The 18,247-nt window shown below is 41.0% G+C and carries 22 protein-coding genes and 1 pseudogene; 16 read left to right on the top strand and 7 right to left on the bottom strand.

Features of this window, described 5'->3' with window-relative positions; all coding sequences use genetic code 11:
* Position 1: 1 nt before the first annotated feature.
* From sufD to sufB, 4 genes are read left to right on the top strand one after another with little or no spacing between them, the layout of a single operon-like run.
* Complete coding sequence (gene sufD / locus ABIE66_RS25640; RefSeq protein ID WP_289326861.1) at positions 2–1,303, top strand: Fe-S cluster assembly protein SufD; 1,302 nt, start codon at positions 2–4, stop codon at positions 1,301–1,303.
* Positions 1,303–2,532 carry a cysteine desulfurase gene (locus ABIE66_RS25635; protein ID WP_289326860.1) on the top strand — a complete coding sequence of 410 codons (1,230 nt, stop codon included), beginning with the start codon at positions 1,303–1,305 and terminating at the stop codon, positions 2,530–2,532. The genes sufD and ABIE66_RS25635 overlap by 1 nt, the downstream gene beginning before the upstream one ends.
* Entirely contained in the window at positions 2,522–2,950 is a 429-nt protein-coding gene (gene sufU / locus ABIE66_RS25630) for a Fe-S cluster assembly sulfur transfer protein SufU (RefSeq protein ID WP_034310148.1), read from the top strand. The genes ABIE66_RS25635 and sufU overlap by 11 nt, the downstream gene beginning before the upstream one ends.
* A gap of 55 nt (positions 2,951–3,005) precedes the next feature.
* Positions 3,006–4,403, top strand: coding sequence for a Fe-S cluster assembly protein SufB (gene sufB / locus ABIE66_RS25625; protein WP_370016736.1), 1,398 nt, complete (start codon positions 3,006–3,008; stop codon positions 4,401–4,403).
* Between the two features lie 87 nt (positions 4,404–4,490).
* Here the strand turns inward: sufB and ABIE66_RS25620 are convergent.
* Positions 4,491–4,670: pseudogene (locus ABIE66_RS25620) on the bottom strand (tyrosine-type recombinase/integrase); the annotation flags it as partial.
* Positions 4,671–4,746: 76 nt separating this feature from the next.
* Here ABIE66_RS25620 and ABIE66_RS25615 point away from each other — a divergent pair.
* The 7 genes from ABIE66_RS25615 to ABIE66_RS25585 all read left to right on the top strand — a co-directional run bounded on the left by ABIE66_RS25615 (position 4,747) and on the right by ABIE66_RS25585 (position 9,964).
* Positions 4,747–5,313, top strand: coding sequence for a hypothetical protein (locus ABIE66_RS25615; RefSeq protein ID WP_370016735.1), 567 nt, complete (start codon positions 4,747–4,749; stop codon positions 5,311–5,313).
* 410 nt (positions 5,314–5,723) lie between these two features.
* Positions 5,724–6,572 carry a DUF72 domain-containing protein gene (locus ABIE66_RS25610; protein ID WP_370017116.1) on the top strand — a complete coding sequence of 283 codons (849 nt, stop codon included), beginning with the start codon at positions 5,724–5,726 and terminating at the stop codon, positions 6,570–6,572.
* 84 nt (positions 6,573–6,656) lie between these two features.
* Positions 6,657–7,484, top strand: coding sequence for a sulfite exporter TauE/SafE family protein (locus tag ABIE66_RS25605; RefSeq protein ID WP_289326857.1), 828 nt, complete (start codon positions 6,657–6,659; stop codon positions 7,482–7,484).
* Between the two features lie 16 nt (positions 7,485–7,500).
* Positions 7,501–8,886 carry a bifunctional metallophosphatase/5'-nucleotidase gene (locus ABIE66_RS25600; RefSeq protein ID WP_370016734.1) on the top strand — a complete coding sequence of 462 codons (1,386 nt, stop codon included), beginning with the start codon at positions 7,501–7,503 and terminating at the stop codon, positions 8,884–8,886.
* 70 nt (positions 8,887–8,956) lie between these two features.
* A complete protein-coding gene (locus ABIE66_RS25595) occupies positions 8,957–9,250 on the top strand; it encodes a YunC family protein (protein WP_370016733.1) in 294 nt (97 codons plus the stop codon).
* Between the two features lie 281 nt (positions 9,251–9,531).
* Positions 9,532–9,732, top strand: a complete 201-nt coding sequence (locus ABIE66_RS25590) for a hypothetical protein (protein ID WP_370016732.1) — start codon at positions 9,532–9,534, stop codon at positions 9,730–9,732.
* Between the two features lie 106 nt (positions 9,733–9,838).
* Complete coding sequence (locus tag ABIE66_RS25585) at positions 9,839–9,964, top strand: hypothetical protein (RefSeq protein WP_370016731.1); 126 nt, start codon at positions 9,839–9,841, stop codon at positions 9,962–9,964.
* Between the two features lie 183 nt (positions 9,965–10,147).
* On the opposite strand, the gene yunB is transcribed toward ABIE66_RS25585, so the two are convergent.
* On the bottom strand, positions 10,148–10,897 hold the full coding sequence (yunB, locus tag ABIE66_RS25580) for a sporulation protein YunB (protein ID WP_289326852.1): 750 nt from the start codon (positions 10,895–10,897) through the stop codon (positions 10,148–10,150).
* 87 nt (positions 10,898–10,984) lie between these two features.
* The gene (locus ABIE66_RS25575; RefSeq protein ID WP_370016730.1) at positions 10,985–11,974 is read right to left on the bottom strand and encodes a M23 family metallopeptidase; all 990 of its coding nucleotides are present in this window, start codon (positions 11,972–11,974) and stop codon (positions 10,985–10,987) included.
* A 188-nt stretch (positions 11,975–12,162) separates the two neighbouring features.
* On the opposite strand from ABIE66_RS25575, the gene lipA reads away from it, so the two are divergent.
* Positions 12,163–13,077, top strand: coding sequence for a lipoyl synthase (lipA, locus tag ABIE66_RS25570; protein ID WP_125162574.1), 915 nt, complete (start codon positions 12,163–12,165; stop codon positions 13,075–13,077).
* Positions 13,078–13,119: 42 nt separating this feature from the next.
* On the opposite strand, the gene ABIE66_RS25565 is transcribed toward lipA, so the two are convergent.
* Positions 13,120–13,782 carry a YhcN/YlaJ family sporulation lipoprotein gene (locus ABIE66_RS25565; RefSeq protein WP_370016729.1) on the bottom strand — a complete coding sequence of 221 codons (663 nt, stop codon included), beginning with the start codon at positions 13,780–13,782 and terminating at the stop codon, positions 13,120–13,122.
* A 113-nt stretch (positions 13,783–13,895) separates the two neighbouring features.
* Between ABIE66_RS25565 and ABIE66_RS25560 the strand changes: the two genes are divergently transcribed.
* Complete coding sequence (locus ABIE66_RS25560) at positions 13,896–14,171, top strand: YutD family protein (RefSeq protein WP_034310177.1); 276 nt, start codon at positions 13,896–13,898, stop codon at positions 14,169–14,171.
* 32 nt (positions 14,172–14,203) lie between these two features.
* Here ABIE66_RS25560 and ABIE66_RS25555 read toward each other — a convergent pair whose 3' ends face one another.
* Complete coding sequence (locus ABIE66_RS25555; protein WP_289314503.1) at positions 14,204–14,497, bottom strand: cytosolic protein; 294 nt, start codon at positions 14,495–14,497, stop codon at positions 14,204–14,206.
* 66 nt (positions 14,498–14,563) lie between these two features.
* A complete protein-coding gene (locus ABIE66_RS25550) occupies positions 14,564–14,830 on the bottom strand; it encodes a DUF3055 domain-containing protein (RefSeq protein ID WP_061465473.1) in 267 nt (88 codons plus the stop codon).
* A 262-nt stretch (positions 14,831–15,092) separates the two neighbouring features.
* Between ABIE66_RS25550 and ABIE66_RS25545 the strand changes: the two genes are divergently transcribed.
* Both ABIE66_RS25545 and ABIE66_RS25540 read left to right on the top strand, forming a co-directional pair.
* Entirely contained in the window at positions 15,093–15,671 is a 579-nt protein-coding gene (locus ABIE66_RS25545; RefSeq protein ID WP_353957927.1) for a DUF86 domain-containing protein, read from the top strand.
* A 23-nt stretch (positions 15,672–15,694) separates the two neighbouring features.
* Positions 15,695–16,462: a TIGR01457 family HAD-type hydrolase gene (locus ABIE66_RS25540; RefSeq protein WP_289314504.1), complete on the top strand. Its 768-nt coding sequence runs from the start codon at positions 15,695–15,697 to the stop codon at positions 16,460–16,462.
* Positions 16,463–16,522: 60 nt separating this feature from the next.
* Here the strand turns inward: ABIE66_RS25540 and ABIE66_RS25535 are convergent, their stop codons facing one another.
* The gene (locus ABIE66_RS25535; protein ID WP_081112960.1) at positions 16,523–17,032 is read right to left on the bottom strand and encodes a phosphatidylglycerophosphatase A family protein; all 510 of its coding nucleotides are present in this window, start codon (positions 17,030–17,032) and stop codon (positions 16,523–16,525) included.
* Positions 17,033–17,226: 194 nt separating this feature from the next.
* Between ABIE66_RS25535 and yutH the strand changes: the two genes are divergently transcribed.
* A complete protein-coding gene (gene yutH, locus ABIE66_RS25530; protein ID WP_370016728.1) occupies positions 17,227–18,228 on the top strand; it encodes a spore coat putative kinase YutH in 1,002 nt (333 codons plus the stop codon).
* The last annotated feature ends 19 nt before the right edge of the window (positions 18,229–18,247 follow it).

Genomic DNA, 18,247 nt, shown 5'->3' with positions numbered 1-18,247 from the left:
AATGACTACAGAAACGAAATTACCGTTCGAACAAGAGGATATAAGCTCCTATTCAACTAAAAATAATGAGCCAGCTTGGCTTTCCGAGCTTCGGATTCAAGCGTTTTCTGAATTTGAAAAGCTCCCGATGCCAAAGCCGGATAAAACGAAAATCGACAAATGGAATTTTACTTCCTTCAAAACCCACGCGGTTGAAAGTGAAGCTTTTGCCTCTTTAGAGGAGCTTCCGGAAGAAATCAAATCCATCATTGAAGAAAATGGGAACTTATACATTCAACGCAACAATACGCCGGCATATATCAATCTGTCAGCTAATGTTAAAGAACAAGGCGTCATCTTTACGGATATTTTCACAGCGGCCCGTGACCATTCTGAGCTCGTGCAAAAATATTTCATGAAAGACGGCGTTAAAATAGATGAACATCGTTTAACAGCGTTGCATGCTGCATTAGTCAATGGGGGAGCATTCCTTTATGTTCCGAAAAATGTAGAAATCAAAGAACCGCTTCAATCGGTATTCCTGTTGGATAATCCAGATACTACACTTTTCAACCATGTATTGATCGTAGCGGAAGATAACAGCTCGGTAACGTATGTGGAGAACTATTTCTCAAACGTTGAATCTAGCGAAGGTATCGCCAATATCGTAACCGAAGTAATTGCGAATGCAAATGCAAAAGTGGAATACGGAGCGGTCGACACCCTTTCAAAAGGATTTACGACATATGTTAACCGCCGTGGAGTGGCAGGCCGTGACGCACATATCGAATGGGCGCTAGGTCTTATGAATGACGGTAATACGATTTCGGATAACACAACATATTTAATGGGCGATGGCTCACATGGGGATACTAAATCCGTTGTAGTTGGCCGCGGGGAGCAAAAGCAAAACTTCACGACTGCCATCATTCATTATGGTAAGCGTTCTGAGGGGTATATCCTTAAGCATGGTGTTGTGAAGGAAAGTGCATCCACGATTTTCAATGGAATTGGAAAAATAGAGTATGGTGCGACAAAATCCAATGCCGAACAAGAATCACGCGTACTGATGTTAAGTGAAAAAGCACGCGGAGACGCCAATCCAATCCTTTTAATTGATGAAGATGATGTAACGGCTGGTCATGCCGCTTCTGTCGGACGTGTTGACCCGCTTCAACTTTATTATTTAATGAGCCGTGGTATAACAAAGCAAGAAGCGGAAAGACTTGTCATTCACGGATTCTTGGCCCCTGTTGTTAACCAACTTCCTATTGAGGGAGTAAAAAAACAATTAGTAGCGGTCATTGAAAGGAAAGTACAGTAATGAACCCATACGAAATTCGTAAGCTTTTTCCAATATTAGATCAAGAAGTCAATGGTCAGCCATTAGTTTATTTAGATAGTGCTGCAACCTCTCAAAAACCGGCTGCAGTGATTGAAGCGATTGAGCAATATTACCGCGGATACAACTCGAATGTTCACCGCGGGGTGCATACACTAGGAACAAAAGCTACGGATGCGTATGAAGGTGCACGTGAAAAGGTGCGTAAATTCATTAATGCTTCTTCTACTGAAGAGATCATCTTTACCAGAGGTACGACTACTTCTTTGAATACAGTAGCAAAAAGTTACGGTGGAGCAAATGTTAAAGAGGGTGACGAAATCGTCATCTCTTACATGGAGCATCATAGTAATATCATTCCGTGGCAACAGCTTGCCAAAGAAAAAGGCGCGGTACTGAAGTACATTCCACTTCAAGAGGATGGAACGATTTCCCTTGATGATGTGAGGGCTACAATTACGGATGCAACGAAAATCGTTTCCATCATGCAGGTTTCGAATGTACTTGGTGTTATCAATCCTGTGAAGGAAATCGCGAAAATTGCCCATGATCACGATGCTGTAATGGTAGTCGACGGGGCACAAAGTACACCTCATTTAAAAGTGGATGTCCGCGATTTGGATTGTGACTTCTTTGCCTTCTCAGGTCATAAAATGGTCGGTCCGACTGGTATCGGCGTATTATATGGTAAAAAAGAATTACTGGAAAAAATGGAGCCGATTGAATTTGGCGGGGAAATGATTGATTTTGTAGGTTTGTATGAGTCTACATGGAAAGAACTCCCGTGGAAATTCGAAGGCGGAACCCCTATCATTGCTGGTGCGATCGGCATGGGGGCTGCGATTGATTTCTTGGAAGAAATCGGCTTGGATAATATTGAGCGGCATGAACATAAACTCGCTGCTTATGCAATGGAAAAAATGTCTGCAGTTGAAGGACTTACCATATACGGTCCAAAAGATGCAGAAAAACGTGCGGGCGTAGTAACCTTTAATATTAATGACGTACATCCACATGATGTCGCTACCGTACTTGATGCAGATGGAATTGCTGTCCGTGCCGGTCATCACTGCGCACAGCCATTAATGAAATGGCTTGACGTGTCATCGACAGCAAGAGCAAGTTTCTATCTCTATAACACGGAAGAAGATATTGATAAGCTTGTGTCCGGGCTTGTTAAAACGAAGGAGTATTTCAGCAATGTCTTTTGATAACTTAGATACACTTTACCGTCAGGTCATTATGGATCATTATAAGAAACCACGTAATAAGGGTATGCTTGAGGATGGCAGCATGACAATTGATATGAACAATCCAACTTGCGGCGATCGGATTCGTTTAACGATGAAGATTGAAGATGGAAAAGTCAGCGATGTTAAATTCGATGGTGACGGTTGTTCGATATCCATGAGTTCAGCTTCCATGATGACTCAAGCCATAAAGGGCAAAGACGTAGATACTGCTTTAGCGATGTCCGAGACTTTTTCCTTAATGATTCAAGGAAAAGAATACGATGATGAGATGGACCTTGGGGATATTGAAGCCCTTCAAGGTGTTTCTAAATTCCCTGCCCGAATCAAGTGTGCGACGCTAGCTTGGAAGGCCATGGAAAAGGGATTGAAGGAATAATTAAATTAAAATGAGCTGTTGTAATTCAGCCATTTGAAATGGAGGAATACGAGCTATGGCAAAGAAAATGCCTGATATAGGCGATTATAAATATGGCTTTGCGGATAAAGATGTTTCCATCTTCCGTTCAAAGCGTGGTCTGACAAAAGAAATCGTGGAAGAAATTTCTCGAATGAAGGATGAACCGCAATGGATGCTTGATTTCCGTTTGAAATCATTGGAGCATTTCTACAACATGCCAATGCCTCAATGGGGCGGCGACATGCAAAGCTTGAACTTTGATGAAATCACATACTATGTTAAACCATCAGAGAAATCAGAGAAATCCTGGGATGAAGTTCCTGAGGAAATCAAACAGACTTTTGATAAATTGGGAATTCCTGAAGCTGAACAAAAATACCTTGCAGGCGTATCTGCTCAATATGAATCAGAAGTGGTTTACCATAGCATGAAAGTGGAATTGGAAGATATGGGTATCGTGTTTAAAGATACGGACTCAGCACTTCGTGAAAATGAAGATATCTTCCGTGAGCATTTTGGAAAAACGATTCCGCCGACTGACAATAAATTCTCGGCATTGAATTCAGCAGTTTGGTCAGGTGGATCTTTCATCTATGTACCAAAAGGCGTTAAAGTGGATACTCCGCTTCAAGCTTATTTCCGAATCAACTCTGAAAACATGGGTCAATTCGAACGTACGCTTATCATTGTTGATGAAGGCGCATCCGTTCACTATGTAGAAGGTTGTACAGCACCTGTTTATACAACTAACTCCCTTCATAGTGCGGTTGTTGAAATCGTCATTAAAAAAGATGCTTACTGCCGTTACACGACGATCCAAAACTGGGCAAACAATGTGTTTAACCTGGTTACGAAACGTGCGGTTTGTGAAGCAAACGCAACAATGGAATGGATTGATGGTAACATCGGTTCTAAATTGACAATGAAATATCCTGCTGTCATCTTAAAAGGTGAAGGCGCTCGTGGTATGACATTATCCATTGCCATTGCCGGTAAAGGCCAACACCAAGATGCTGGAGCTAAAATGATTCACCTAGCGCCAAATACATCTTCAACCATTGTATCAAAATCAATTTCTAAACAAGGCGGTAAAGTAACATACCGCGGTATCGTTCACTTCGGACGTAAAGCCGATGGGGCTCGTTCCAACATTGAATGTGATACATTAATCATGGATAATCAGTCTACATCTGATACAATCCCTTACAACGAAATCTTGAATGACAACATTTCCCTTGAACACGAAGCGAAGGTTTCCAAAGTATCTGAGGAACAATTGTTCTACTTGATGAGCCGCGGAATTTCTGAGCAAGAAGCAACGGAAATGATCGTAATGGGCTTCATCGAACCATTTACAAAAGAACTTCCAATGGAATATGCGGTTGAAATGAACCGTCTGATCAAGTTCGAAATGGAAGGCTCTATTGGTTAAGATAGTGAAAACCTTTGTTTATAAGGGTTTGAGGGATTATAATGAATTGTAAAATTGCTAGCGTGCCGATTTTGTGCCGATTTGATTTTATCTTTTAGTGTAGGAGGCGAACTTTTGAAGTTCGTCTTCTTCTATTTTTTCAGTAATATCAAGATAAGTATCCGCTGTTGTTTTGATGGTTTTATGCCCCAATCGATTTGATACATATTTAAGGCTTGCACCTGATTCAAGCAGCAGAACCGCATGTGTATGTCTGAAACCATGGGTGCATTGGCATCCTTATAAAAAAACACCAAATGCTCATGCTTTTTATGGGGGACCTGTTAAATAGTGGGGGAGTGTTATGGTTTTTAATTACGAGGAGATTTATAAGAAGTACTTAAAAAAGAAACAACACTTGGTTTTCAATAAAGAAGAGATTATAACTAGATTGAAGCAAAAGTTCAAGGCAGAGGAATTCAGTAAAGCGGAAATTCTTGATCTGCCAAGGGATGAGCATTTTGATTATGAGAAGATATTTCTTTGCCTCAAAATATGTGATAGTGAAGTGTTGAAAAAAGTCTTCCTGCCTCATGAGCTAAAATTTCATGAAGAACAACGGCAGTACAATCGACGCTACCCACTTAAAAAAAGTAAAATGAAAAAAAACTGGCTCGATTATAATTATAATCAAATGATTATCGATGAACATGAAGGAAGACGAATTGATATTGTTCTTGAAAGTAAAGATGGACAGTATGTTTCTGAATTTAAGGTGAAAGCTAGATGTGATTATCTGGATGGATATCTTAATTCTTTAATGGTGGGTGCAAAACTGTTCCATGGAACTGCAGAATATGAAGAGGATGTACATGATTATTATTTTCAATTCTACCTGGAAAATTTGGAGAAATTTAATATGCTAGTATGAAGCATTTGAATTTTTTGGTGAAGATACAAAATCAAGAATCATTAAAGTTACATTCATAAAAAACGTTCTTTACTGTGCCTTTTTTGAGCGGACCACGATTCATAAAACTTGATGCGATCTGAAAAGAGTATTATCATTAGATTTAAAAATAGGGATTTAAGAGACTATAATGCCTCAGAAATACTTGATGTCAAAATGAAAGGCTCCATCGGATAATGACCGACTGGCCTGCCTGTAAGGCGATTTAGAATAACCATTCATACAAAAGCCTGCCGGGTCTGACTGGCAGGCTTTTTGTTTTGATCTTTGGCACCCTTATACCAAAGATTAAATATGGCTCAATAAGGGTAAAAAATAATAAAGGAAGAAGTAAGGAAATGGGGACTGTCCCGGGAGGAGTGATGGTGCAGATGATTTATGTTGGCGTGACAGGTTGGGGGGATCATGATAGTTTGTATCATGGCGGTGTGTCCCAACGTGATAAACTCAAAGAGTATGGGGCTCATTTTCCCATTGTGGAGGTGGATGCCTCATTTTATGCAGTCCAGCCAAAGAGGAACAGTGAAAAGTGGGTATCAGAGACGCCGGCATCATTCAAGTTTGTCGTCAAAGCCTATCAAGGGATGACAGGACATCAGCGTGGGGAGGTCCCATTTGAAAGTAAGAAGGACATGTTCAAGGCATTTCGCGACTCTCTGGAAGCTTATCAGAAGTCAGGGAAGCTCGCGATGGTCTTATTTCAGTTTCCGCCATGGTTTGATTGTAAGCGTGAAAACGTGAATTACCTGCGATGGTGCAAAGCTGAAATGGGCGATATTCCAGCTGCCATAGAATTTCGGAATCAAAGCTGGTACAGACCAAGCGTAGTCCAGCAAACTTTGGACTTTATCCAAGAGGAAGGCTGGATCCATACTGTATGCGATGAGCCGCAGGCTGGAGAGGGATCCATTCCTGTCGTTCTGCATGCCACCGATAAAGATAAAACCCTGATACGCTTTCATGGCCGTAACCTGCATGGTTGGCAGAGACCTTCTTCGGGTGATGATTGGCGTGAGGTTAGGTACTTATACCGATATAATCATCAGGAATTGACTGAATGGGTGGAGAAAATAAGGATATTGGAAAAGGAATCCAAGGAGATATATGTCCTGTTCAATAATAACTCAGGCGGAGATGCCGCCGATAATGCCAAACAAATGATTGAGTTGCTTGGTATTGAATATGAAGGACTGGCTCCAAGGCAGCTTGGTTTGTTTTAAAAGGCATTATATAATCAATAAAGAGAAGATGTGACAAGCTAGTAGAGGTGCTTTCCTCACAAACAGGTAAAGGCGGATTTCTTCATGGTATGGTTAGTTTTAGTGGGTATCGGATTATTAGCGGGATCAATCGGCTCTCTTGTCGGTCTGGGCGGAGGCATCATCATTGTGCCTTCTCTTTTATATTTAGGTACTTCGACAAATATAATCGATGAGCTGACACCTCAGGTGGCCGTAGGTGTTTCAACCGTTATCATGATTTTCACGGGGTTATCTTCTACTTTATCTTATTTAAAACATAAAGTGGTGGATTATAAGGCCGGCTTAATCTTCTTTATAGGCAGTGCACCAGGTGGCATAATAGGGGCATATGTTAATAAAAACCTTAATGTCGAAGCTTTTTCATTGTACTTTGGGATTTTCATGGTTTTCATGGCTATCGTGTTATTAGTGAAGGACCGGTTGAAGCCAATGGTTTTCAAGCCTGGAAAAGGGAAAATGGTCAAAACGTATAAAACTGAAAATGGACATTCATTTTCTTATGGTTACCACCCCCTTATAGCTGTATTGATTACTTTTTTCGTGGGATTCAGCTCCGGGTTATTTGGGATTGGCGGCGGAGCCTTAATGGTTCCCGTAATGATGCTTCTTTTCTTCTTCCCTCCGCATATGGCTGTAGCGACTTCGATGTTCATGGTATTTCTGTCTTCCATCACTAATTCGATTACGCATATTTCCCTTGGAAATGTAAATTGGCCATATGTTTTTGCCCTGATTCCGGGTGCATGGTTCGGTGCTAAGTTGGGGGCATTCATCAATACGCGCCTAAAAAGCGCGTCGCTGGAAAATATGTTAAAAATAGTGCTGATAATCATTGGTTTACGTCTTATATACCAAGGTATTACAGGATAAACGAGGAGGAAAAATGATGTCAGAAATCATTCATTTATATCACACCAATGATCTCCATAGTCATTTTGAGAATTGGCCTCGTATTGATAAGTTTCTTAAAGAAAGAAGACAACTTCATCAAGAAACGGGAGAAGAAGCGATCATACTTGATATAGGTGATCATGTGGACCGCTGGCATCCATATACAGAAGGTACGTTGGGTAAAGGGAATATTGAACTGCTGAATGAAGCGGGCTACCAATATGTGACCATCGGCAATAATGAAGGGATCACTTTACCTCATGATGCGTTAGACTCCTTATATGATCAAGCAAGGTTCAAAGTCTTGGCAGCCAATATTTATTACGGAAATACTGAAAGACCGGAATGGGCGCTGCCATATTGGATACATACAACGGAAAAAGGCACTAAGATCGCCATGATAGGTTTGACAGCCTTTTATCAAAAGTTTTATTCTGCGATGGGTTGGGAATTAACAGAACCATTCGCGGAGTTAAAGGCACAGCTTGAAAGGGTCAAAAGAGAGGCGGATGTAATCATCATCCTTTCTCACCTGGGCATCCATGATGATGAGAGGATGGCAGAGGACTTTCCGGAGATTGACGTCATACTTGGCGCGCATACCCACCATATCCTTCACCAAGGGAAATTGATCAATGATACACTCCTTTGCGCTGCGGGAAAATATGGTTTTTTTGTTGGGCAGGTGGAAATGACCGTCAATCAGGAAAAGAGAATTAGCCAGAAGAGTGCCATTCTATATGATACCAATGACTTTTCAGAATTAGAGGATGAACGGGCATGGATTGAAGCGATGTACCAGGCCGGAGGGGAAATGCTAAAACAGGTCGCAGTGGACTTGCCGGAAGCCTTGGACAATGATTGGTTCAAGGTTAGTGCTTTGACGAAAATCCTTGGAGAGGCCTTAAGGGAATGGAGTCAGGCGGATTGCACCTTTTTGAATGCTGGTCTTCTGCTCGAGGGATTGCCGAAGGGACCAGTCACAAAAGGGGATATTCACAGAATCTGTCCACACCCCATCAATCCTTGCGTCGTTGAAGTAAATGGGAATGAGTTAAAAGAAATCTTAATGCAATCGAGAAATGAGGAGTGGCCTCATATCCAAGTGAAAGGTTTCGGTTTCCGCGGAAAAATCATGGGAGTCATGCAATATGATCAAATTGAATTTAACGAAATGGAGAATGGAATCGTAAATGGGATTCTGATAAAAGGGGAGAAACTGCAGGCAGATAAGTCTTATAAATTGGCAATACCTGATATGTTCACGTTTGGGCACTTTTTTCCAAGTATCCAGCGCTCCAATCGTAAGAAATACCTATTACCGGAATTCTTGCGGGATATCCTTTTATGGAAGTTGAAAAAAATGTATACGGATGCCTAACGCTAAATCACGGTTTCGCCCTTTTTTTCATAAAGTATGGGGAAGAAAGGGGCGAAACCAATTGATTAGCATGATACCTATAATACTTAATAATCATACATTCCTAGCCATTTCAGTCCGACTTCCCAAAACGAATTTACTTGCTGTCGCGTCCGAAAAAGGGTATATAATGTGCGGTGCGTTAGATGTAGGACTGTTGAATGATAAATTGAGAGATCGTAAAATTCTTGCAGGAAGGGCCACAGGAGTTAAATCGATTGAAGAGCTTTTGGAAGCGCCGCTTGAATCAGTTACCTGGGAGGCCGTGGAAAAGGGCATTCATCCAGGAATGATTGGTAAAGAAGCATTAATCAAGATGATTTGAAAAGGTGGGCTTTCTTTTACCCAGAAGGGGGCCTTGTTTTTTACCAAAGATTTATTCAATAATGGATTCATTTATCAAATTATTTTCCGATAACCCTTATAAAGGAAAGAAATGGTTTGATTTATAAATATTGAATGGGGAGATGGAGTCCAAGAATGAGGCTAACTATCACAAAGACCCTAAGCCCTGGAGCCAGGCTCGGAAAAAATATCTATAATGAGCGGGGCCATATCCTATTATGTGAAGGTCTTATATTAACTTAGAAAATGATCAATCGACTGATGTCCCTTAATATTCCCTTTGTTTACATCCAAGATTACAGGACGGATGACATTATTCCAATGCCTCCAGTATCCGGGAAACTAAGGAGAGAAGCCATTAATACGATTGAAACCACATTCCTGGACATGAAAAACAAAATCAACCTTGATGGATCGTTCACGATAGAGCAGGCTAACGTCAAGTCATCATGGACGAGCTGAATAGGAATAAAGAGTTAATGACTTTATTGGCCGAAGTTTATACATACGACGACTACATCTTTACTCACTCCTTCAATGTGACCTTATATACCCCCTGGCGATCGGGATGGAATTGAACATTAATGAAAAGAATCTCGAAATTCTTGGGCTGGGCACGATTTTACATGATGTCGGCAAAATGCTCGTACCTTTGGAAATCCTTCGTAAACCCGGTCAGCTCAGAATTGAATGATGGGAGAAAAGGGGTGATATCAGCTCAAAATGAGGGGATAGGGGACCGTCCAATGATCAGGATACTTCAAAATGGGGAACAGATAAAAGTATGAAGTGGACTTGAATAAAAACCTGCATTTGCTGATCATGAAATGTCTCAATATACAAGAACCAGCCTAACCACAAGGATAAGCTGGTTTTATTATTCCTTGTTTTCCTTCATGATGGCAGGTGCCAACGAACCGTTTCCGTTACTATAATAACTTGGTACATCACCTTCAATTAGCAGACTGCCGACTGTCACTTCCTGACTTACCTTGGTCTCCTTTGTGAAAGAGGGGATGACGATTTGAATATTGACATCAAAATCCACAATCAATTCATAATACACATTATTGATGCCTGCGTTTGTCAGTTTTGTCCTCAAATCCGATTCAACATTGCCGATGACTGACATTTTCACTGGGATTTCAGGTCCGTAGTTGGAAAGGAGGTTATTCCCGGTCACGACACCCAAGGGTATATAATAGACCACACTTTTATATTGTTCATCATTTATTTTGGCTGAACCCGTTTTAAAAGGATTTCCCTTTTTGATGCCAAGCTTCTTTTGAATATCCTTCGTAATGCTAGCGCGCAATTCGCTGTATATGACCGGATTGAAGCTATAGGATGAACTGGAGTCCTTACCACCCTCGTTGTTGGTGATGATTTTGTTCATATCAACCTTGGCTATATTCTCATCAACCGATTCATGAATCGTTTCCGTTGCAATCCGTTTGATTTCATATTCGGCTACACTCATGATCACGGGTTCGATTGATTTATCAACGTACCAAAGAGTCATGATGCTGGTTATGATAAAAAGGATAAAGGAATAGAGAAATACTTTTCGGGTGGGAAGAGGCCCCTTCTTTCGGAATTTCTTTGTTCGAAATCTTTTTCGGAACACGCTTTAGCCCCCTTTACTAATACCTATGCATCAAGTTCAGGGGTTTATGTTCGAATCAAAAAAAAGCAGCGTAAAATTCATCGCCGCTTACTTTTTCTTTTTAGCTAAATCCTTCCTTTCCCACATTTTCAAATAGGGGTAAGGGTCAAAGCTCCATTCCGTGATTCCGTTGTCTTTGTACATTCCGTAATGAAGATGCGGAGGGAATTTCCCTGAAGTTCCCGGAGGGCCGTAACCTGTACTGCCAACACCTCCGATGACTTGCCCGGGCTCGACGATCTGTCCGACTTTCAATCCTTTGGCAAAACCGCTTAAATGAGCAAAGTAATGATACGTATTATTTAAATCCCGTATCCCGATCCGCCAACCGCCAAATTTATTCCAGCCTTTCATTTCGATGATGCCATAGCTCGTTGATCGAACGGGAAGGCTATAATCCGCAAATATATCAGTACCCTCATGGATTCTCCTTCCGCCCCATCCACGAGCGCTTCCCCATGTATTCAAATACGTATAATGAGTCCGTACTGGAACGGGGAAGGCCTTTTCCTGTAAATCCAGCCGGCCATATTTCTTATAAATCTCGGCATTGCCGATAATGATGCTGACGGCTTTATCTCGTTTATAATAATCCCACAAGCCGATCCGGATATTATCTTCATCTGCACCATAAGTATGGAGATGCTTCGAAAAAGCATATAAGCGATCGGTATCATTAGTAATATCAGCTTTGCCATCACCATTCCCATCCTGGCCAAGCCCATCAAAAAATGTGATCGTGAGCGGGTTCACGTCGTTCAAGTCAGGATTGAGGGCACCGCTCCACTTTGAAGGCTCGATGTTGATGCCTATTAAACCCTTTGCCGGCTCTAAATCCCGTCGGGCAGCCCTTAGGCTGTGCTCATATTGATCAGCCCCAGCAAGGTAATACCATGGGATTTGGAGGGTAGCCTCCATATTTTTGTATAGCTCCATTCTCCCGGCATAAGCTTCAGGGGTATCGGCAGCTTTAGCCACTTGGCTTGGTGCATTCAAAATAAACAAACAAGTTAGGGTAAGAAGGAATAATTTTTTCAACGGGGCAGGCTCCTTTCATGTCACTCTCCGTATTTATAAAGACATCAGTCCATCCATCTTTTATAGTTTTGCTGATTTAGCTATAAACATGAAAAATAAATAATGGGAAACCAACTATAACTTGTATAAATGCTTTTTTATTGTTAAAGTAGGGTGTGTTAATTTCTATAGAATGGAGTGGCATTTTCATGTCTTCTACAAATAAAGAAATTCTTCGTAAACCAGATTGGTTAAAAATAAAGCTTAATACTAATGAAAATTACCTCGGTTTAAAAAATATGATGCGCGAAAAAAATCTTCATACTGTCTGTGAAGAGGCGAAATGTCCAAATATTCACGAATGCTGGGCAGTGAGAAGAACGGCTACATTCATGATATTAGGTGAAATCTGTACAAGGGCTTGCCGTTTTTGTGCTGTTACAACCGGACGACCTAATGAATTGGACTGGGCTGAACCGGAGCGTGTTGCCGATTCCGTCGTATTGATGAATTTAAAGCATGTCGTCATTACAGCTGTTGCCCGTGATGATTTAAAAGATGGAGGCGCTGAAGTTTTCGCTGAAACGGTCCGTGCCATCCGACGCAAGAATCCATTTACATCGATTGAAGTATTACCGTCGGATATGGGCGGGGTACATGAAAATATTAAGACTTTGATGGATGCTAAACCAGACATTCTGAACCATAATATAGAGACAGTCAGAAGTTTATCCGACCGTGTACGGGCTCAAGCCAAATACGAACGTTCATTGGAGCTTTTAAGAAGAGCCAAGGAACTGTATCCGGAGATTCCGACAAAGTCGAGTTTAATGGTTGGCCTTGGTGAAACGCGGGAGGAAATCCTTGAAACGATGGATGACCTAAGGGCCAATAATGTGGATATCATGACTATCGGCCAGTATTTGCAGCCGACTAAAAAGCATTTGAAGGTGCTGAAATACTATACGCCTGAGGAGTTTGCCGAATTGAAAGAACGTGCATTGGAAAAAGGCTTCAGCCATTGTGAATCCGGCCCGCTTGTCCGTTCTTCCTACCATGCGGACGAACAGGTTAATGCTGCGGCAAAGCATAAACAAACCAAAGGTGAAGAATTATTGAAATAGAGTGAAATAAAGGACCGAAAAAATTCGGTCCTTTCATTTTTATTAACGGTTATCCATTTTTTGATGGATGTTATCGTGATGATCCCTTTTATCGTTAATCATTTCCCCATTTTCATTTTCCCCGTCACTCATTTTGTATCCTTGAGGCGATTTCAGCATTCTTTTGATGGTTTGTTCAATCGTATAGTCGATCCCTTTGCTGCCGGATTTCAATGTAGAGAAATTCTCGACATCTTGGGCAAGGTTTTGATAATCATCACTAACATAGACATGATAGTAGCGAGGCACGATGGACATGGCAGTACGTTTAACTTGGTCTGCGGTTTCAGTCCGATCCTTGGTATTGGTATCATATACGACAAGAACTTCCTCGTCGGTCACCAGAGTAGCCGCATCATTGACATTAGGAATCTGAACACTCAGTTTTGAAATGACATCAGAGAGTTGTTCCCGGTCAATGGAAGCATCCTTGTTGGAAATATTACGGCCGTCAATGGTTGCACTATTTGTGCGGGTAAAACCGAAATCATCACTTTTGTTGTCATTATTACGATAATCCTCATCATAATATTGAGTTGGGTTGTTTACGTTTGTTGGGTTGCCGGCATTGTTTTTTGCACCGAGCCCCTGATCCTTTTCTTTATCAGCACATCCAGTTAGTGCAATAATCGAACTTAAACCTATCGTTATTAGCATTTTTTTCATCAATAACACCCCCATAACTTTAGGATGAACATATTTCTCTATTTTTCGCTTAGTAATTGATGGGGAATCAGTTATAATTTAAAGAAGGAATGTATTTATGAGAGGTGAAAACAATGATTAACATCAATAACATGACCTATGAAATAATCGAGGATGAACGGGAAGGCTATAACGAAGAAGCGTTTAAGGCCAGATACAGTGAGATTTTAACGAAGTATGATTATATAGTGGGGGATTGGGGTTACGGCCAATTGAGGCTGCGTGGATTTTTTGATGACTCTAATCAGAAAGCGACCTTCGATACAAAAATAAGCACGCTTAGTGAATATTTATATGAATACTGCAATTTTGGCTGTCCATATTTCGTCGTGAAGAAAATAAAGAAATAAGAAAGGCCAGGATTTACTCTGGCCTTTCCATGTTAAGAGTTTCCATATCCTTTATAAGGAGACTGTTCATCTTTTTCTGGATCATCATGTGTCGGATGAGCACCAGGATATTGTCGAGGTAAGTCTTCGTGCAAGGATTTATTTTCATAATTAAAGGCACTTTGATAGCGTTGCCCTTCCTGCCACGGGGTGTTTTTATTCTGAACTGGTGCATCTTTTGCTATCGATGATCCAAAAGGTCCTTCGGGAAATTCTTCAGGAATTAAATAATCCCGCTGTTTTTCGACATTGGAGAAATCGTGGTATATTTCCTCTTCTTTGCCCAAGGTAATCCCCCCTCATGTAATCGTACATTCAGTAGGTTATCCCGTTTAAGAAAAAAACGTCGGCTTTCAGACGATTTCCATTAAAAAGTGACTTAGTTCTTCGGCTTCCGCTTCTGACAACTGAAAGGCATGCTCAAGATAGCCTTCCTCTTCTAAATCATCAGGTCCAATAATCGCAAAACGGTTACTCTGCATATTTAAGACAAGTTTCTTCCCATAAAAACGATCGGTTGTCGTAATGGCCAGATCGAATCTTGATTCCTCTCCCATGAAACTTATGAACCGGGTTTTTGAATCAACCACGTCATTGTATAAATAAAAACGATCTTCCATAGTATCATTCCCTTCTTATCTTCACATTTGTAGTTCCATCATAACAAAGTGACTTCAATAGGGGAACAGACATTTTTCGGGGCTCCCGGCAGGAGGAACTTCGTCACGCCTCATGGTTCCACAGGAAAGTCCGGCAATCTTGCCTTCAGAGTTTTCATTGATTAAAGGAAAATTGTCAAGAATACAAATGGGACCGTAAATTTAGGTTTTTTTAGGGCAATGCTTGCGTTTTTGCTGCTGTTTAATATAGGGATTGTTTCAAATGGCTGAAGGAATTGAGAGTAAGGGAGAAGCTATGGTATCATCAAGGAATAAGGTTGGTCCGGCACAGGGTTTTACCTATGCCGCTCATTCAACCAATGATTCCCTATATCATCTTAGATCAGAAAGGATCTGGAAAAAAATGTACTTTGTAGACCGCCAAAAGATTGAACAAATATTAGGTTTTCTTGAAAAGCAGCTTGGACTTTTTGAAGGGCATGATAATTGGGATGGAGACCTTTCGGAACTTATCGCTGAAAGGCTTATACATACTTCCATCGATTCCGTGTTGGATGTGGGAAATGCGGTAATTGATGGTTTTATTATGCGTGATCCAGGAAGTTATGAAGATATTATCGATATCCTTCAAGATGAAAAAGTCATTTCAGAAGAAAAAGCGATACAATTCAAAAAGGTTTTGCCGCTAAGGAAAATGCTGGTCCAGGACTTCATTGAAGTCGATCACAACGAACTGCATGCCGTATTCTCGGAAAATATCGAGGCATTCAAGCAATTCCCCGATTTGGTGAGGAACTATTTAACAAATGAATTGGGACCCGTATCAGCTTTTAAAAACTAGTAGCGTTAGGAAGGCGAATTCAAATGAAGTCGTATAAAGGATATTTAATTGACTTAGATGGCACCATGTATCGCGGAACTGAACAAATTGCGGAAGCGGCAGGGTTTATTAATGACCTAAGAAAAAGGGAGATCCCTTATTTATTCGTCACCAACAACTCATCCCGGACTCCGGCACAGGTAGCGGATAAATTGAGAAGCATCGGCATATCAACGGAAGATGATCAAGTTTTCACGACAAGCATGGCCACTGCCAATTACATAGCTGAACAAAAGCAAGATGCATCGGTCTATGTGGTGGGTGAAGAAGGCATCATCGAGGCTCTTAAGGAAAAAGGAATGAAGCTTGTGGATGAACATCCAGACTTTCTGGTAATGGGCATCGATCGCGGCGTCAATTATGAAAAGTTGTCAAAAGCCTGTCTTGCTGTCAGGAATGGCGCTGTTTTCATTTCGACCAATGGTGATATTGCCATTCCTACTGAACAAGGCCTTTTGCCGGGGAATGGTGCTTTGACCTCCGTTGTTTCCGTTTCGACTCAAGTACAGCCGATTTTCATTGGAAAACCTGAATCCGTCATAGTGGAGCAAGCTCTAAGAGTATTAGGGGTACCTAAAGAAGAGACGATCATGGTTGGCGATAACTATGATACGGATATCCTAGCCGGCATTAATGCAGGGATCGATACAATGCTTGTACATACTGGCGTAACGACCAAAGAACGCTTGAAGCAATATAAGGAGCAGCCAACGTATGTGGTGGATACGCTCGACCTATGGCACTTCGAATGAAAAAACCAGGCCTGCGAAAGCAGTCCTGGTTTTTTTATGTCGTTTAATATCATAAGCTCACTATTCTGCATTTTCGGTTCTATGGGCAAGCCGGCTTGAAGCGGCAGCAGCAATTGCCCCAACGATATCGTCTAAAAAGGTGTTCACCTTACCTGTGCTTTTATCGTTTAGATATTTTAAGATACCTGGCTTTTGTTTATCGATGAAACCATAATTGGTAAAGCCGATGGATCCATAAACATTCACAATTGAAAAAGCCAATATTTCATCGACCCCATATAGTCCTTCATCTATTTCAATGATGCTCAGTAGCGGCTCCTCGAGCAGTTTTTTCTCAGCTAGAATATCCAACTGAATGCCGGTAAGGATGGCATTTTGGACCTCGCGTTTTGAAAGGACCCGTTCGACATTGTGAAGGCAATCGGACATTTGGAGATTTTCATGGTAGCCAGATTGTAAATACATGACAAGCTCAGCGATATCCTCCAATTTCACTCCTCGTTCAATTAGCCACCTACGAGCCGTTTTTTCAGACATTGATTGTTCAATATTAGCCATGTCATCACCCATTTCTCTATATTTTAAAGGGATAGTTCTATTGCCGGTAGTTTGATTTGATTAAAGTCAAAACCCATGAAAGGGATTTCGATTCGATTTTATAATAAGGTTTCGATAATCATTCAGAAAACGGGTTATTCCACATATATATAAGTATATGAAGTCCAATATTTCTATTATATCCATTTGATGAAGGGGGCCATTCCATGATAGAAGAAATCATTTTTAATAATTATGGTATACAGGTAGGTCATGAAGAAGCCAATAGCAGATTTCCAAGCTTCCGTTCAGGGAATATGGTTTACAGCATCGTTCCCATTGAAAATATGGAGCAGGAGGAATTAGTGGAACGGCATACAATGTCTCAACACATGATTTCACAAGGAGATCGTCACGTATCGGCTTTTGTTCTTGCCAATCATGGAAGTTATGTTTCGGAAGCGGATGAACAATTATTCATCCTACTTGCCAATCAGGCATTGGAAGGTCCGAAAAATTTCAACCCAGGAAGACGTCTGGCAAGATTCCATCAGCGTGGGAGATACATTAATGAAACGATTCGAACATGCTCAAGAATCGGTAAATGGAAAGAACTCTGGGAACAAAGGATCGATCAGTTAGAAAAGATTTGGCGGGATAAGCTCAATGCCCATCCTGATAACCAGTTTGAAAAATTATTTATAGAAACCTTTCCCTATTATATGGTCTTGGGTGAAAATGCGATTCAATATTTAGTCGACACGGAAATTGATGATACCCCGCAAATTGTCGATAGTGGAACGGTATGTTATGAACGTTTTTTACATGATACGTGGAAAAGCAATAAATGGATGAAAAATCCGTTTGATTGGGTATTCGACCACGGAACAAGGGATGTCGCGGAATGGGTGAGGGAACATTATTTTCAAAATGTGCATACCCATCAGCGTGGCATTGGCCATTTCTTTCACGAATATCAATCCATAGAACCGTTCTCCAGCTTTTCAGCCCGGTTATTATATTCAAGGATGCTATTTCCCATTCATTACTTTGAAACAGTGGAAGAATATTTTTCAAAAACGACGGAATCAAGGGCGAATGAACTGGAGGATAAAATATCTGCGATCACGAAATCCTCCCAACAATATGAGTCCTTCCTCAAACATTTTTATGAATTGGCGGAGGTTCCGGCCAAGCAATATGATTTGCCTAAAATTGACTGGATTTAGATAAAAACGGGAAAGAAAT

Source organism: Peribacillus sp. B2I2, from assembly GCF_041261685.1.
Classification (GTDB): Bacteria; Bacillota; Bacilli; order Bacillales; family DSM-1321; genus Peribacillus.
The sequence above is the reverse complement of the archived record's forward strand: the minus strand, read 5'-3'. Positions and strand labels throughout refer to the sequence as shown.

Excerpts from the sequence above, each read along its gene's own strand:
- ABIE66_RS25585 (WP_370016731.1), top strand. The coding sequence starts at position 9,839 with ATGGAATTGAACATTAATGAAAAGAATCTCGAAATTCTTGGGCTGGGC.
- ABIE66_RS25615 (WP_370016735.1), top strand. The coding sequence starts at position 4,747 with ATGGTTTTTAATTACGAGGAGATTTATAAGAAGTACTTAAAAAAGAAA.
- ABIE66_RS25560 (WP_034310177.1), top strand. The coding sequence starts at position 13,896 with ATGATTAACATCAATAACATGACCTATGAAATAATCGAGGATGAACGG.
- ABIE66_RS25545 (WP_353957927.1), top strand. The coding sequence starts at position 15,093 with ATGGCTGAAGGAATTGAGAGTAAGGGAGAAGCTATGGTATCATCAAGG.
- ABIE66_RS25605 (WP_289326857.1), top strand. The coding sequence starts at position 6,657 with ATGGTATGGTTAGTTTTAGTGGGTATCGGATTATTAGCGGGATCAATC.
- ABIE66_RS25610 (WP_370017116.1), top strand. The coding sequence starts at position 5,724 with ATGATTTATGTTGGCGTGACAGGTTGGGGGGATCATGATAGTTTGTAT.
- sufD (WP_289326861.1), top strand. The coding sequence starts at position 2 with ATGACTACAGAAACGAAATTACCGTTCGAACAAGAGGATATAAGCTCC.
- yutH (WP_370016728.1), top strand. The coding sequence starts at position 17,227 with ATGATAGAAGAAATCATTTTTAATAATTATGGTATACAGGTAGGTCAT.
- sufU (WP_034310148.1), top strand. The coding sequence starts at position 2,522 with ATGTCTTTTGATAACTTAGATACACTTTACCGTCAGGTCATTATGGAT.
- ABIE66_RS25565 (WP_370016729.1), bottom strand. The coding sequence starts at position 13,782 with ATGAAAAAAATGCTAATAACGATAGGTTTAAGTTCGATTATTGCACTA.
- ABIE66_RS25600 (WP_370016734.1), top strand. The coding sequence starts at position 7,501 with ATGTCAGAAATCATTCATTTATATCACACCAATGATCTCCATAGTCAT.
- ABIE66_RS25635 (WP_289326860.1), top strand. The coding sequence starts at position 1,303 with ATGAACCCATACGAAATTCGTAAGCTTTTTCCAATATTAGATCAAGAA.
- ABIE66_RS25550 (WP_061465473.1), bottom strand. The coding sequence starts at position 14,830 with ATGGAAGATCGTTTTTATTTATACAATGACGTGGTTGATTCAAAAACC.
- sufB (WP_370016736.1), top strand. The coding sequence starts at position 3,006 with ATGGCAAAGAAAATGCCTGATATAGGCGATTATAAATATGGCTTTGCG.
- lipA (WP_125162574.1), top strand. The coding sequence starts at position 12,163 with ATGTCTTCTACAAATAAAGAAATTCTTCGTAAACCAGATTGGTTAAAA.
- ABIE66_RS25535 (WP_081112960.1), bottom strand. The coding sequence starts at position 17,032 with ATGGGTGATGACATGGCTAATATTGAACAATCAATGTCTGAAAAAACG.
- ABIE66_RS25595 (WP_370016733.1), top strand. The coding sequence starts at position 8,957 with ATGATACCTATAATACTTAATAATCATACATTCCTAGCCATTTCAGTC.
- ABIE66_RS25590 (WP_370016732.1), top strand. The coding sequence starts at position 9,532 with ATGTCCCTTAATATTCCCTTTGTTTACATCCAAGATTACAGGACGGAT.
- ABIE66_RS25540 (WP_289314504.1), top strand. The coding sequence starts at position 15,695 with ATGAAGTCGTATAAAGGATATTTAATTGACTTAGATGGCACCATGTAT.